Below are 13,933 nucleotides of genomic sequence, written 5' to 3'. Positions count from 1 at the left end.
AGCTTTTCGGCTCGTCAAGCGTTGTCAGTGCGAACCTTCAGGAGGAGGTTTGCCATGAAAAAGCTTCTACTTGCCTCGGCAATCGCCGTCGCTTCGGCAGTGGCCACGGTCGCGCCGGCAGACGCGCACGGATTCTTCGGTCTCGGTATCGGGCCGTTTGGCGGCTATCCGTTCTACGGCGGCCCGTTCTATGGCGGCCCGTTCTACGATTACGGCGGCCGCTATTACGGCCCACGCTACTACGACGATTATCCCGGCTACGTGGTCCGCTATCCGCACTACCGGTACCATCGGTACTATAGGCACTACTACGTCTATCCCCACCGGTACCATCACAGGCATCATTACCGGCACCACAGGCATCACCACGGGTACTATTACAGGTATTAGCGGGTGATACGGCCGGCGGACTGATCTCCCTCCTCGTGGGGGAGATCGCGTCGGCGCCTTGCAAATTCCCGGCAAAATGCCATCTAACTCTCCGTCATCCACGGAGAAAATCCTTGACGCAGCGAAGCGGCAGCGCCGACCTGCCACTGCATGGCGGGCGGGTCCCGAAATGGCTGGGCGATCGGATGACCAAGCTCGGCGCGGTGCTGTGCGAAGCCATCATCCACCATTACGGCCGCGACGAGCTTTTGCGGCGCCTGGCACATCCCTTCTGGTTCCAGTCTTTCGGCGCCGTGATGGGCATGGACTGGCATTCTTCCGGTATCACCACCTCGGTCATCGGCGCGCTGAAGCGAGGCCTGAACCCGCTCAGCAACGAGCTCGGCATCCATGTCTGCGGCGGGCGCGGTGCGCATTCGCGCAAGACGCCCGGCGAGTTGCTGGCCATCGGCGACCGCGTCGGGCTTGACGGCGAGGCGCTTGCGACAGCCAGCCGCCTCGTCGCCAAGGTGGACAGTGCGGCCGTGCAGGACGGCTACGACCTCTATCTGCACGGCTTCATCGTCACCGATGACGGGCGCTGGGTGGTGGTGCAGCAAGGCATGAACGGCGACGCCCGCCAGGCGCGCCGCTACCACTGGCTGTCGGAGGGGCTGGAGAGCTTCGTCGACCAGCCGCACGCGGCGATCGAGGGCGAGCGCCAGGGCGAGATCGTCAACCTCACCGACCGTCGCGCCGAGAAAGCGCGTGGAAGCCAGATCGAGCTGCTCAAGACCATGAGCCCGGAAAAGATCCTGACCGAGTTGGCCGCGCTGGAGCCCCCGGGAAACAGGAAGCCCGAACCGGAACCCGCCGCGCAGCTGCTGTTGCCCAACCTCGTCATGCCCGCGCATCACGACGTGCGCGAGAGCGACATCGTCATGCGCCGCCTGCATGGCAACATCGCCTCGGCCATCGAAAGCGGCCCGAAGGATTTTCCCGAGCTGCTGCTCGTCCCCGGTGTCGGCCCGCGCACGGTGCGGGCGCTGGCCATGGTCTCGGAAGTTGTGCACGGCGCGCCCTTCCGCTTCTCCGACCCGGCGCGCTTCTCGCTCGCCCACGGCGGCAAGGACCGCCACCCCTTCCCCGTGCCGCTGAAAGTCTATGACGAGACGATCGGCGTGCTGAAATCGGCGGTGGGTAAGGCAAAGCTCGGAAGAACCGAGGAGTTGGAGGCGCTGAGGCGGCTGGACGGCGAGTCACGCCGGATGGAACGCTATGTGACGGGGCCGAGCTTGAAGGAGATCGTGGCGGGCGAGATGGACCAGTCGCATCTGCTGGGCGGACGGAGCGTGTTCGGGTGGGAGGGGAAGCCGGGAGACTAAGGCAGCAAACTCGGGGCAGATGCCCGAATTGCCGGGCGTAAAAAGAACTCCGTCAGACAGTAGCCAAGACCTTGCGAACGGATTGATGAAGAACGAAACGCTTCTCCAAAAGCGGTTCTGTGGCTCCTCGTACAGCCCAGACTTGCCGATTTTTGGGTACCCCAGCTTCCTCAATATCGAAATGATTCCCGATCATTCCAATCCGGAAAAGCAACTTTAGAAGATTATCGGTACCAGAGCGCTCTAGTATTGCCTTGGCCGCCTTGTTCGTCGCCGACGTCTTGCGCAAACGGCCGTCAAAATCGGCTCGTGTAAAGGCATAGTGATTACCCCTGAACAAAGATATAATAAGTTCAGTAGCAGGCTCGTCGTAAGTAGCGGCAATCTCGTCAACAAACTCTTCTAACATGTACGCGCCATACGTTTCCTCGGTGTCCAAAAAATCATTCTCAGTGAATCGATCTCTTTCTCCAGCAGTCCCAACAGCTGATATTATCCCAAGAAGAACCCCTCTCGGTCGATGAAGGCCGATATCCAGCAAATATCGCTTTATCCCTTTACCCCTGACCGACATCGGAAAGTAGGTTTTCCAGACATCTTCTGAATATCTCCCAACTTTCATTATTTCTGAGTTCTGTATTTTATTTGAGAAAATTGTCAAGACTGGGTGAGTCTCCACATCCTCATGATACCAATTTAGTACAACTCCGAAAGCATTTACTATTTTGTTTATTTCTTGCGTTGACCCGCCAATTGAGTTTAAGAGTTCTGTACGAACGCTGGCGTACACAACAACATCAAGGCCACACGCCGTACAAATTGTGTTTGTCGTGTATGACGCAAAAAGCAAATCCCTTACCATACGACGATCCCGTTCGCCGTCACCGTCCTCACTCATAAAGAACTCCAGCTCATCAAAATAAAGGCGTACCGGATAATCTACCTTTAACTTAATTGATGGAAGAGCATCCTGAACCAGTCTAACCAGATCTAGCAGCGATATTTTATCACCCTGCTCGCGTCTGGCTTCAATCTCGGCACCGAGCTCGGTCTTCAACATACCGATGTCAAACGATATTTTTACCTGACCCTTCGCACTGTTTAAATACATTTTTTCGTATAACGTGTTGAATTTTCTTTTATCAGCCTCAAGTATTATTGCAATGTCTTTGTAAATATCGTGGCCCGACAAAATGCTTTCTGGGGACATCAATCTGACTACATTCTTAAGTATATACCATTCCCAAATAGTTTTATAATCAGCCTCTACCTTGAATTTCCTTTGATCCTCCACAATGACCATGTCGATCATTTTATCAAGACGATCACGATCCTCTTTTCTGATCTGAGATTTGAAAAGAATAACTTTACTTTGATGATTTGGAGCACTTCGCTTTAGATGCCACAGTAAAGTAGTCTTTCCCGCCCCCTTAGGGCCGGCAATTATATACCGAGCACCCGTATAAAGCTCCTGGAGTTTAACTTTTGGCGGATTAACAAAAGAGTTATCTAGAATATTTGCCTCAAGCCTTTCTTGCTTCATATATTCATGAAGGCCATCCCTCTCCCCAAAATATATATCGTCAATAAGAAGCGGTAGAGCGCTGTGGGTCATCGTATCGAATCCTCGGTGCCTAACCGCCACCATACGGCGAGCCGCGCTAATTTGTCATTCCCTGCTGAGTCATATTCTCAGATGCCGCTGAGGCCCACTACCCCGCCCTCCGACCCATCATCCCATAATGCACCGCCAACAGATCCAACCCCACCTTCAGCAGCTTCACCACCACGTCGCGCCCTTCGCCGCTGCGTTCGGCGATGGCCTTCACCGACTGGCCTTCGAGGCCGATTTTTCGCACCACCTCCGCCACCTCCCAGTGGGCGAGCGCGGCCGCGGCGTGGGCATGCGCCCGGCCGGCTGAGAGCACCCGGTCGGGAACGCCACCGCCCAGGCGTCCGCTATCGACGCGCTCGCTCCAGGATTGCGGCTGCAGGCCCTCGCGCTGGCTGCGCTCGAAATCGTCGCGAAAGCGCTGGCCGGCCTCGCGCTGCTGGCGGCTGAGCGAGGTGATGCCCACCAGCGGGTCGACATTGCGCAGGCGCACGACGCCGCCGGTGGAGGTGTAGCCGCCGTTCGACACCTCGTAGACGCGGCGCGCTTCCGCCGTACCGGAGGTTAGGCGCTGGCGGCCGAAGCCGTCAGGCTTCAGCGCAAAGTCGTGGCCGATCTCGCGGCGGATGCGCACCTGCTCGGCCTCGCCCTTGGGGAGTTTCGGCGGCTGGGGTTTCTTGACGGCTTTGCGGGGCATGGTGCGGTCCTTGTCTTGACGAGAATGGAAATTGGAAGGCCGGCGGGACAGCACCCCCCTCTGTCCTACCGGACATCTCCCCCGCAAGGGGGAGATCAGCAGCTCCGACGCAGCGCCCATCGTTGTTTCCCCAATCACATCACCCGCCGCGATGGCCGTGAAACCTTGCATGGTGATGGGCGCAGTAGGAGCGCGTGGCCGATGTCGGCAAGCCGCAGCAGAGCATGTCCGGTCCCGGGCGCGCGCCGGCGGGATCGTGTTCCGGCGTTTCGCGCAGCGCCAGGTCGAGCGGCGCGCGGCAGCGGCCGAACAGACAATCGAGGAAACGCATCGCCGCGACATGCGGCTGGCGGCCAGGGTTTACCGGAGGCGGCGGGGCCGGGAGCTTGTAGAGATGCGCTTCGGATTTCTCGCGCTCGCCGGGGGCGAGCCAGGCCGGCGGCAAGGTGCGCGCGGGTTTGCGGGTTTTGCGTTTCTTGGGCGCGCGGGCGGTGACGGCATCCGGATTCACCCGGGGGTCATAGGCTGAGAGGTCGGCGGGACAGCGCCCCCCTCTGCCCTGCCGGGCATCTCCCCCACTTGGGGGGAGATTGGCGGTTGCGGCGTCGGCGGCCTCTAGCAGCTCGGCATGCCTTGAGAGCGCGGCCGGCTCGGAGAGCGTCACGCCTCCGGCGGCCACCCTGGCGCACCGGCCGGGGCGATCCGGCCGCGCGGCATGCTTCCTTGGCCGGCCGCCGGCGCGGCCGCCCTTGGGGTTGGCGAAGCCGATGGCGCTCAAGCCCGCGTTGCGGTGGACGATGCCGATGATGGCGTTGCGCGAGACCGGGCTGCCGCGCAGCGCGCTGAAGCGGCCGGCGATGCGCGAGGCCGAAAGCCCCTCCTTCAGCCAGGCGGCGATCTCGTCGATTTCCTTTTGCGTGTAGGCGGCGGCCATCTTCTCATTCCATTTGCTTGTCGAAGGCGCGGACGAGCGCCAGGGTTCGGCCGCGAGGCCGCAATCAGGTCAGCGATCGGTTGAAGTCAGGCGGCGCCGGTCAGCCGAAGCAGCGCTGCCTCGGCCGCGGCGCGCGTCAGGCCCGACACCGCAAGGCCCGTCGCCCGGTCGAACAGGATGACGGTGCCGTCCTCGGTGCGGATGCAAGATGCGCCGCCACAAGTGGCGGCCGGAGCCGGGGGAGGAACGGCTCCGGCCGCTCCGGCGAACCGGGGTGCGGGCGGTTCGTCCGGATCCGGGGCGCAAGCCCCAGAAAGCGCCCGGACCGGGGAGGAGGACAGTCCGGGCGATTGGAATTCAGGGATCGATTGGAATTCAGGGATCGAGGGACGCGCGTTCATGCCGCCTCCCCTTGCACGGTGGCCGCGGCATGGCTGGCCAGCCATTCGCAGCTGACGCCGGCGATGCCGTGCCTGCGGCTTGCCGCCACCACATGCGGCCAGTGTTGCGGCGCGATGCGGCCGCGCCGGCGCATCTGCCGCGCCGCCTCGTAGCCGCAGCCGATGTCGGCGGCGAAGGCACCGATGCCCTGCCAGGAATCAATAAGCTCCGGAATGCGGGCGGGCTGGGCGGATCCGCCGACGGGCGATGCGGAAGAGCTTGCGGAATGTACGATCATGCGCTAAGCGTACGATATGTACGAATGACGCGCAAGCAAAATCGTACACTTTGGACGATTATTCTCAGGCATTTTGTACGATGATGGATTCCCGGCACAGATTGCAGCAGGCGCGCGCCCAGGCCGGCTATGCCTCGCCCAGCGATGCGGCCCGCGCCTTGCGCGACATCAACAAGAACACGCTGATCAGCCATGAGAACGGCAACCGGCCTTTGTCCCGGAAAGCGGCCGAGAAATACGGCCGGCTGTTCGGCGTCGACCCCGGCTGGCTCCTGTTCAATGCCGATGGCGCGGAAGCGGCGCCCGTCAGTCTCATGCCCTCGCCCATCACCGTCGACGTGCCGATCGTGTCGTGGATCAGCGCCGGCGAGCTCGGCAGCCAGGACAGCGTGGTCAACCTCTCCGACTATCCGACCATCCCCACCGCCGACCTCGAGGAAGGCGAATGGATCGCGCTGCGCGTCGATGGTCCGTCGATGAACAAGATCTCGCCGCCGGATTCGATCATCTTCGTCAATTTGCGCGACAAGCGGCTGGTGACCAATGGCTGCTACGTGATCTCGGACGAGACGGGACGCGCCACCTACAAGCGCTGGCGGCCGAACGACAATCCGCCGTTCCAGCCGGCGTCCTACCTAGACATCCCGCCGCCGGAGCTGGAAGGCGCGATCACCGTCATCGGGCGGGTGAAGCGGTCGATGATCGATATGTGAGCCGTTGGGAACGATGCCGCCAAACTGAAGCGCTGCTTTGCTTCCCTCTCGCAAGGTCCTCGCCAGGCGCCATTTGGCCCACCCAAGGGCATAAATGCAACCACCGCAATTTCTGCTTGCATTAGGGAACAAAAACAGAACTATATAGGCATCCGCGAGAGCAGTCGCGGTCGCTCCGGGGGGAGGATCAATCATGTCACGCCGCACCGGCGCGCTGAAGCGCGCGTTTGTTGCCTGGGTTCCGCGCGGGCCGCTCCTGGCGCTGGCAGGGGTGGTTGTGCTTGGCGCTTTCGGCAGCAAAACATTCGCGGCTGGCAAAGACTACAACACTTGCTTCAGCGAGAGCAAAGTCTCCGCCGACCGGCAGGTTGCCGCCTGCACCGCAATCGCCGAGGACAGAGGCGAGGTGCCTGATCTTCGCGTAAGCGCCTATTTTGTGCGCGGCCTGGCCTATGCACAGAGGAACGATATTGCCCACCTCATCGCCGATATGAACGAGGTGATCGCGCTCGATCCGACTTACGTCAGCGCATTTACCAATCGCGCCATCGCCTGGGAGAGCAAAGGGGATTTCGACCGGGCCGTCGCGGACTACACAAAAGCGATCGCGCTTACGCCGGATGACGCAAGCCGATATGCCGATCGCGCGCTGGCGCTCAATAAGAAAGGCGAGCATGATCGGGCTATCGCCGATTGCGACAAGGCAATCGACATCGATCCCGCCAATGAAATGGCCTATGGCGTGCGCGGCGTTGTGTGGGAAGACAAGGGCGACGCAGCGCGAGCCCAGGCCGACTACGACAAAGCGGAGAGCGTCCGTATTGACCCTATCGCTCCTTACCTAGACCGCGCCCGCTCATCGATCGCCGAGCGTGATCGCAAGCGAGCCAAGGCCGATTGCAAGCGCATCGCCAATATCGATGCGGACAAGGGGCGCGATTGCACGCGACTGATTGTCGAGGCTTTCGGTGAGCCGGGCGACGGCGCGACCGACCCGAACCCAGCTTCTGCTCAAAATGCGATTGGAGTAGAGTGGCAGGAAAAGGGCGACCATACCCGCGCCATCGCCGCATTCGACGAGGCGATCCGGCTCAATCCAGCAAGTTCCGCTTTCCACTTCAACCGCGCCAAGAGCTGGGCCTCAAAGAAGAATTATGCCCGCGCTATCGCCGATCTGGATGAAGCCGTTCGCCGCGATCCGGCCAACGCCCAAGCTTACCGCGTGCGCGGCATGACCATGGCCCAGATCGGCAATTCACGAGAGGCGTTTGCCGACCTCGACAAAGCGATTGCCATCAGCTCCGACGATCCAAAATCGTATTTCGAGCGGGCAGTCGTCTGGGAGGCGAAGGATCCCGACAAGGCAATTGCGGACCTCGACAAAGCGATCGCGCTCGATCCGGCCAACGCCGACTACCGCAAAGAAAGGCTCAGCGTCCAAATCAGCAAGAGCAGGGCGAACGGGCAACCCGTGCTGCAGTCGCCGAGCACTGCGACCAATCAGGCTGATGTCCCAGTCCCCGCTGAGCAGCAGGCGGCCAAGCCTACACCGCCCCCCACATATGCGCCGCCGCAACTATATGCCAAGCAGGATAACTCCGCCGCCATTGCTTGGAACCTCAAATCGGGGTTGCAGGCGATGCAGATCGACCCCAAGGGCGCGATAGATACATTCAGCTTTGTCATCGGCCTCGATCCCTACAACGCAGATGCCTATTACAACCGCTCGATCGCCGAGGCACTCGTCGGCAATTTCGACCTCGCCATCGGCGATTGCCGGCGAGCGGTCGAACTCGATCGGAAACGCGCAGGCACGTGTTGGGAAAATCTGCCTGGCCAACAGCCGACCGCTACGCAGCCAAACGGGGATCCGGCGACCGCCAAGACACTGCTCGAGCGCGCCCAGATGCGGTTGTCGAAATACGGCGTCGACGGCGCGCTGCTCGATTTTGACAAGGCGATCAGCCTCGACCCCGACAATGCCGACGCCTATCTGGGCCGCAGCCGCGCCAGGACGCTCAAGGGCGACAGGGCCGGCGCGGCGGCGGATTGCCGGCGCGCCGTGGAGTTGGATTCCACGCGGTCGGCAAGCTGCGACGAGCAGGCTGCCGGCGATGAGGGCAAAACTGAACCGTCGCAGGACCCTGAGCAGCCGAAGGCGGCGGCCGCTGCTCCAAAGCCACAAATCGTCCGTCCGAATTTGGCGGCTACGGACGACACGCTGGCAGCAAAGTCGCTGGAGACAAAAGACCCGCGCGCCCTGCAAGCTATCCTGGGGGGCGATGCCTGGCTGGACATGGGCAAATACGACAAGGCGATCGGCTCATATGACCTGGTGATCGTTCTCGACCCCGACAACCGCTTCGGCTACTTCGGCCGAGGCAGGGCCAGGGCAGCCACACGCGATTACGGCCAGGCGATCGCCGACTTCGACAGGGTCATCCAGCTTGCCCCCAATTTTGCCGCCGCGCATTTTCACCGGGGCATCGCCAAGGTGACATCCGGCGACGTCGATGGCGCGCTTGGTGATTGCGATCGGGCAGCGACGCTCGACCCGAAAGCGCGCGACGCCCACTATTGCAAAGGCATGGCCTGGCACGCCAAGGGCGACACCGGGCGCGCCATCGCCGCCTATTCGGTGGCGATCGGGATCGATCCGGGGCATGACGCCAGCTACTATGCGCGCGGCATGGCGCGGGCAGACCGGAAAGACTATGCCGGCGCCATCGCCGATTTCGACCAGGCGCTCAAGCTAGACCCCGACAATGGTGACTACGCCGTAGCCCGCAGGGCAGCGGTGGCGGCGACAGGCGAAAACGAAGCAGGGACGGCCGAAGCCGCTCCGGATCCAGCGGCCTTGGTGGCGGCGCTCGAGCGCGGCGACGCGGCCTACAAGAAGCGCAAATACGATCGTGCCGTCGCTGAATACAGCCGCGCCGTGGCGCTCGCGCCAAACGAACCATCGACCTATTCGGCGCGCGCCAGGGCGCGCCTGCAAAAGGGCGACTATGACGGGGCCCTGGCCGATCTCAACCGAGCGCTTGATATCGATCCATCCTACATCCCAGCCTATCACGGCCGCGCTCTTATACTCGTGAAGATGCACGAGCCGGAAAAGGCGATCGCCGATTTCAACCGTGCGATCGAGATGAAACCGGACTATGCCCCGTTTTATTTCGGCCGCGGCAGCACCTGGTACTCCATGGGTGATTTCGACCGCGCCGCCGCCGATCTCGACCGGGCGCTCGAGCTCGATCCTAAATCCGAAATGGCCCGTCAGGGTCGAAAACTGGCGATGGCCGCAAAGGAGAGGGCATCTCGCTCGAGCCAGCCCGCCAAGTCCACCAAGGAGGCGCTCGGCCTAGATTCCCTCTCACAAGGCATCAAACAGGCAAGCGCCCTGGTGTTCTTCAAACAGGGTCGTGCGCTGCAGGAGAAGGGCGACTATGACCGCGCCATCGCAGAATTCGACCAGGCGATCGACCTCGATCCGAACAATGCCGCAGCCTATTACGGCCGTGCTCAAAGCCTTACCTTGAAACGCAACTTTGAGCAGGCTCTGGCCGATTACGACAAAGCCGTCAGCCTTGCCCCTACCGAAGCGAAGATTCATGCGGATCGCGGTTTAGTACGGATGAGCCGGCATGACATCGATGGCGCATACGGCGACTTCCAAAAGGCGCTCGTTCTCGATCCCAAAAACGTGTCCGGCTACTATGGTCGCGGCGTGATCCGGAAAACCAGAGGGGACTATGACGGAGCGATTGCCGACCTCAGCAAAGGCATAGAGCTCAATCCGAACTTCGCCCGGCTATATGAGGCGCGAAGCAAAGCATGGGAGGCCAAGGGCAATCGCAAACGCGCCGAAGCCGACCGCAACAAAGCGCTGAGCCTCGGAGCGGAGTGAGCAGGTGTCGGAGCGCAGGCGGATGTCACCGTGGAAATGGTTGCAAGTGGTGGCGGTCATCCCCGTAAGTATCGTTGGGTCTGACGTGATGCCAGCGATGTTCGGCGGCGGCAGATATCACCACTATCAGTCGGTGGTGAAGCCGCCCCAACCGCTGACCGCCGCCGACATCGATGCCGAGATCCGGAAGCAGGGTCTCCAGATATTCGAGGCTATCGCCCGGGATTTTCCGGACGACTACGATGCGATGCTGCAGAAGATCATGGCCGCCGCCCGTTCGGGCAACGCGCAGGATGTGCGCAATGTGAGCAGACAGGCGGTCGCCGATCTCAGGCACAGATATGCGCCACTCCTACCCACGACCCCCGACAGCAACGCTTCGGAAGCACTTTCGGCGCAACTCGACATGCTCAATCATGTCATGGCGCGCGAAACACCGGCCACCTGCAACAATTACCTGCGCAACGGGCCGGACGCGATCAGTGCGCCCGGCCACGATTTCCTGGCTGACCTGGACAGGATCGGCGCCACGCTGTTCCGCGCCTTCGGCGCCGCCAAAAGAAGCGGCCTACCGGCGGCCGTGCCTAGCGATCAGGACTGGTCGCTGGTCGCCGACGTTTTCACAAAGATCGGCGGCACGTCGGCCGAGATGGAGGCTATCTCGAACGCCAACCAGGACTTCCCGGGCCTGTGCCCGGCCATGGCGAGATTCTATGAGGCCGCCCTGTTACTGCATGGCGAACCCGGGTGGCACATCAAAACCGCGCTGCTTCGCGCCATCGTTGAGAATTAGGCTCCGCACCGGATTTCCGGACGGGTTCCGGCGCGACACCGCGTTCCTTCGTCCTCTCAGACGCCCAGAAACTCGTTGCTGAAATATGCCTCGATATCCGGCTTCTCCTTCAGCGCCTTGCCATTGCCGTCGAGCAATATCCCCGAGGCAAACAGATACCCGCCCATCGCCTCCATCTTCGCCTTGTCCATCGTGCCGATGGCGCCATCGGCGCTCTTCAGGAAATGCCCGTCGTTCAGCGCCTTCAGCGAGGCATCGATCAGCGCCGGGTTGGTGAGCGTGTCCTTGTTGGCGGCGACCAGCAGGTCGCCCGCCTCCCGCGCCTGATCGACCGCGAAGGCATAGCCACGTCGCGTTGCCTTGACGAAAGCGGCGCCGGCTTTCGGATTGGCGGCAAGGAAGGCATTGCTGGAGACGATCAGCGTGGTGTGCTCGTCCGGCACGCCGTAATCGGCATAGCGGAAGCTGCGCTGCTTGAGGCCTTTCAGCTCGGCCTCGACGCCTTCCCAGGTCGAGACTTCCAGCGTGAAATCGACCGAGCCGTTGGCCAGTGCATCGTATGCGGACGTCCCTAGCGTCACGGTCGAAAAGTCGCCCTTGCCGCCGTCATGACGGATGATGGTCGAGAGCAGCGCGTTTTCCCAGGCGCTGCCGAAGCCGCCATAGGTCAGGCCGTCGAGATTTTTCGGGCTTTTGATCACCGCGCGGTCGGCGTTGAAGACGACGCGGCCGGTCTCCGACTGGACGACGGCGTAGACGGCCTTCAGGTCGGCGCCAGCACTCTTCTGGGTGAAGAGGCCGAGCGAGCCGGAAATGCCGAAATCGGCGACACGGTTGGCGACCAGCGTGCCCGAGCCGGTATCGCCATAGGGCAGGATTTCCACGTCAAGGCCGGCGTCGCGATAGAAGCCTTTGTCGCGGGCGACGAACAGGCCGATGTGGTTGGTGTTGACGGTCCAGTCGAGCGCGACCGTGATTTTTTGCAGGGCGGCGGCAAGGGCGTGCGTCACGGCCCCGGCAAGAGGCAGGCCGGCGGCCAGAAACAGCGCCTGGCGGCGGGTCAGGTCGGTCATTTCAATTCTCCATTGGATGGTCGGGAGTTCGGATCGAATTGGCCAAGCAGGGTGTCGAGGATGCCGGCCTCGATCGCGGCGGCCTCGCGGGCAAGCGCTGCGCTCTCGGTGCGCGGGCGCGGCAACGGCACGGCCACCTCGCGCACCACGCGCGCGGGCCGCGCCGAAAGCACATAGATACGGTCGGACAGAAGCACGGCTTCGCGCACGTCATGGGTGATGAGCAGCGCGGTCCAGCGATGGTTTCGCCACATCGTCTCCAGCCAACACTGCATGGCCGCGCGGGTGAGCGCGTCAAGTGCGCCGAACGGCTCGTCGAGCAAAAGCATGTCGCGCTGCTGCACCACGGTGCGCAGCAGCGCAGCGCGCTGGCGCATGCCGCCGGACAGCTCGGCCGGCCAGGCGCGCTCGAAACCGGCAAGGCCGAATTCGGCGAACAGCGGCGCCACGCGCTCACGCGCCACGCGACGCTTCGTGCCCTGCACTTCGAGTCCCAGCGTCGCATTGTCGATAACGCGCCGCCACGGCATCAGCGCGTCGCGCTGCGGCATGAAGGCGAAGCGGGCGCCATCGAGCGGCGCGCCGTCGAAGCGCATCTCGCCCTCGCCCCGGATCGCGCCGGTGAGCAGCTGGAACAGTGTCGACTTGCCGGCGCCGGAGGGACCGAGGATCGAGACGAACTCGCCCGGGCCGACATGGAGCGAGACGCCGGCCAGCACCTCGAGCGCGCCGAAGTTTTTTCGCACGTCGCGGAGCTCGAGCCGGGTCATGGCCGGCCTGCGGCGGAAGGATCGGATCTGCCGTCTGCACGTTCCCAAGGCATGGCGAGACGCTGGACGAGCACGGCAAGGCCGAACAGCGCCAGCGTCAGCGCCGAGCTGACCGCGACGGCGGCAAGCACCAGGTCGGGGCGGAAATTGTTCTTGGCGCTGAGCATGTAGATGCCGAGCCCCTTCGCGGCGCCCGCATATTCGGCGAAGATGGCGCCCACCACGGCATAAGTGATGGAGATGCGCAGTCCGGCGAAGAAATAGGGCAGCGCCGACGGCAGCCGCGCCAGCCAAAAGATGCGCCAGCGCCCTGCTCCCATGGCGGCGAGCATCTGGCTGATCTCCTTGGCTGTGGCGGCATAGCCCTCGACCAATGCCACCATCATCGGGAAGAAGGTGACCAGCGCCACGAGCAGGATTTTTGGCAGCAGCCCGAAGCCGAACCACAGCACCACCAGCGGCGCGATCGCCACCAGCGGCAAGGTCTGGCTGGCGATGAGCAGCGGAAACAGCGCGCGGCGCAACGCGGGAAGGAAATCGACCAGCGCCGAAAGGATGAAGGCGGCGACGAGCGAGCAGGCAAAGCCGGAGAGCGTGGCGCGGAGGGTGGGAAGCGTGTTGTCGGCCAGCGCCGCGCGGTTCTCCCAGGCCTGCGCCAGCACGCGCGAGGGTGCCGGCAGGACGGTGGGGGCGATGCCGCCAAGGCGGGCGTAGAGTTCCCAAGTTAGGAGGAGCAAGGCGAATGCGAGAGCGGCGGGGGCAGCTTTGGCGATGGCCGCGGTGGCGGCTGATCTCCCCCCTTGTGGGGGAGATGTCCGGCAGGACAGAGGGGGGCGCGAAGGAACGCCGTCCTCTGGCTCTTGCGCGACAGGGCGCAAGCAACTGACAGGCTGGCGGGACAGCGCCCCCCTCTGCCTTGCCAGGCATCTCCCCCACAAGGGGGTGTATGGACTGGGGACATCGCGAACAGGTGTGCGAAGACATCGCGAACAGTTTCCCAT

13 protein-coding genes are annotated in these 13,933 nt (G+C 62.6%); 5 read left to right on the top strand and 8 right to left on the bottom strand.

Annotated features, from left to right (window positions below; translation table 11 throughout):
- The first annotated feature begins 54 nt into the window (after positions 1-54).
- Both FJ956_RS25640 and FJ956_RS25635 read left to right on the top strand, forming a co-directional pair.
- Positions 55-390 (top strand): hypothetical protein, encoded by a 336-nt coding sequence (locus FJ956_RS25640; protein WP_140681533.1) that lies wholly within the window; start codon positions 55-57, stop codon positions 388-390.
- 113 nt (positions 391-503) lie between these two features.
- Complete coding sequence (locus FJ956_RS25635) at positions 504-1,754, top strand: DUF763 domain-containing protein (protein WP_140681531.1); 1,251 nt, start codon at positions 504-506, stop codon at positions 1,752-1,754.
- A gap of 52 nt (positions 1,755-1,806) precedes the next feature.
- Here FJ956_RS25635 and FJ956_RS25630 read toward each other — a convergent pair whose 3' ends face one another.
- The 5 genes from FJ956_RS25630 to FJ956_RS25610 all read right to left on the bottom strand — a co-directional run bounded on the left by FJ956_RS25630 (position 1,807) and on the right by FJ956_RS25610 (position 5,676).
- Positions 1,807-3,369, bottom strand: coding sequence for an ATP-binding cassette domain-containing protein (locus FJ956_RS25630; protein WP_181181048.1), 1,563 nt, complete (start codon positions 3,367-3,369; stop codon positions 1,807-1,809).
- 97 nt (positions 3,370-3,466) lie between these two features.
- Positions 3,467-4,063: a DUF6456 domain-containing protein gene (locus FJ956_RS25625; RefSeq protein WP_140681527.1), complete on the bottom strand. Its 597-nt coding sequence runs from the start codon at positions 4,061-4,063 to the stop codon at positions 3,467-3,469.
- Positions 4,064-4,202: 139 nt separating this feature from the next.
- Positions 4,203-4,997: a GcrA cell cycle regulator gene (locus tag FJ956_RS25620; protein WP_140681525.1), complete on the bottom strand. Its 795-nt coding sequence runs from the start codon at positions 4,995-4,997 to the stop codon at positions 4,203-4,205.
- A gap of 86 nt (positions 4,998-5,083) precedes the next feature.
- Positions 5,084-5,398, bottom strand: coding sequence for a hypothetical protein (locus tag FJ956_RS25615; RefSeq protein WP_140681523.1), 315 nt, complete (start codon positions 5,396-5,398; stop codon positions 5,084-5,086).
- Positions 5,395-5,676, bottom strand: a complete 282-nt coding sequence (locus FJ956_RS25610; RefSeq protein WP_140681521.1) for a hypothetical protein — start codon at positions 5,674-5,676, stop codon at positions 5,395-5,397. Before FJ956_RS25610 ends, FJ956_RS25615 begins: the two co-directional genes overlap by 4 nt.
- A gap of 80 nt (positions 5,677-5,756) precedes the next feature.
- On the opposite strand from FJ956_RS25610, the gene FJ956_RS25605 reads away from it, so the two are divergent.
- The 3 genes from FJ956_RS25605 (at position 5,757) to FJ956_RS25595 (ending at position 11,089) form a co-directional block, all read left to right on the top strand.
- Positions 5,757-6,389: a S24 family peptidase gene (locus FJ956_RS25605; RefSeq protein ID WP_140681519.1), complete on the top strand. Its 633-nt coding sequence runs from the start codon at positions 5,757-5,759 to the stop codon at positions 6,387-6,389.
- Positions 6,390-6,582: 193 nt separating this feature from the next.
- Positions 6,583-10,296: a tetratricopeptide repeat protein gene (locus FJ956_RS25600; protein ID WP_140681517.1), complete on the top strand. Its 3,714-nt coding sequence runs from the start codon at positions 6,583-6,585 to the stop codon at positions 10,294-10,296.
- Between the two features lie 4 nt (positions 10,297-10,300).
- Entirely contained in the window at positions 10,301-11,089 is a 789-nt protein-coding gene (locus FJ956_RS25595; protein WP_246672169.1) for a hypothetical protein, read from the top strand.
- Positions 11,090-11,145: 56 nt separating this feature from the next.
- Here FJ956_RS25595 and FJ956_RS25590 read toward each other — a convergent pair whose 3' ends face one another.
- Genes FJ956_RS25590 through FJ956_RS25580 form a run of 3 tightly spaced genes read right to left on the bottom strand, consistent with a single transcriptional unit; the run spans position 11,146 to position 13,705 of the window.
- Positions 11,146-12,162 carry an ABC transporter substrate-binding protein gene (locus FJ956_RS25590; protein WP_140681515.1) on the bottom strand — a complete coding sequence of 339 codons (1,017 nt, stop codon included), beginning with the start codon at positions 12,160-12,162 and terminating at the stop codon, positions 11,146-11,148.
- Positions 12,159-12,932: an ABC transporter ATP-binding protein gene (locus FJ956_RS25585; protein ID WP_140681513.1), complete on the bottom strand. Its 774-nt coding sequence runs from the start codon at positions 12,930-12,932 to the stop codon at positions 12,159-12,161. The genes FJ956_RS25590 and FJ956_RS25585 overlap by 4 nt, the downstream gene beginning before the upstream one ends.
- Positions 12,929-13,705 carry an ABC transporter permease gene (locus FJ956_RS25580; protein WP_140681608.1) on the bottom strand — a complete coding sequence of 259 codons (777 nt, stop codon included), beginning with the start codon at positions 13,703-13,705 and terminating at the stop codon, positions 12,929-12,931. The genes FJ956_RS25585 and FJ956_RS25580 overlap by 4 nt, the downstream gene beginning before the upstream one ends.
- Positions 13,706-13,933: the final 228 nt, after the last annotated feature.

The organism is Mesorhizobium sp. B2-4-3, from assembly GCF_006442815.1.
Lineage (GTDB): Bacteria > Pseudomonadota > Alphaproteobacteria > Rhizobiales > Rhizobiaceae > Mesorhizobium.
The sequence above is the reverse complement of the archived record's forward strand: the minus strand, read 5'-3'. Positions and strand labels throughout refer to the sequence as shown.

Bases quoted from the DNA above. Each gene is read 5' to 3' on its own strand.
- FJ956_RS25640 (WP_140681533.1), top strand. From the start codon at position 55: ATGAAAAAGCTTCTACTTGCCTCGGCAATCGCCGTCGCTTCGGCAGTG.
- FJ956_RS25630 (WP_181181048.1), bottom strand. From the start codon at position 3,369: ATGACCCACAGCGCTCTACCGCTTCTTATTGACGATATATATTTTGGG.
- FJ956_RS25625 (WP_140681527.1), bottom strand. From the start codon at position 4,063: ATGCCCCGCAAAGCCGTCAAGAAACCCCAGCCGCCGAAACTCCCCAAG.
- FJ956_RS25620 (WP_140681525.1), bottom strand. From the start codon at position 4,997: ATGGCCGCCGCCTACACGCAAAAGGAAATCGACGAGATCGCCGCCTGG.
- FJ956_RS25615 (WP_140681523.1), bottom strand. From the start codon at position 5,398: ATGAACGCGCGTCCCTCGATCCCTGAATTCCAATCGATCCCTGAATTC.
- FJ956_RS25610 (WP_140681521.1), bottom strand. From the start codon at position 5,676: ATGATCGTACATTCCGCAAGCTCTTCCGCATCGCCCGTCGGCGGATCC.
- FJ956_RS25605 (WP_140681519.1), top strand. From the start codon at position 5,757: ATGATGGATTCCCGGCACAGATTGCAGCAGGCGCGCGCCCAGGCCGGC.
- FJ956_RS25600 (WP_140681517.1), top strand. From the start codon at position 6,583: ATGTCACGCCGCACCGGCGCGCTGAAGCGCGCGTTTGTTGCCTGGGTT.
- FJ956_RS25590 (WP_140681515.1), bottom strand. From the start codon at position 12,162: ATGACCGACCTGACCCGCCGCCAGGCGCTGTTTCTGGCCGCCGGCCTG.
- FJ956_RS25585 (WP_140681513.1), bottom strand. From the start codon at position 12,932: ATGACCCGGCTCGAGCTCCGCGACGTGCGAAAAAACTTCGGCGCGCTC.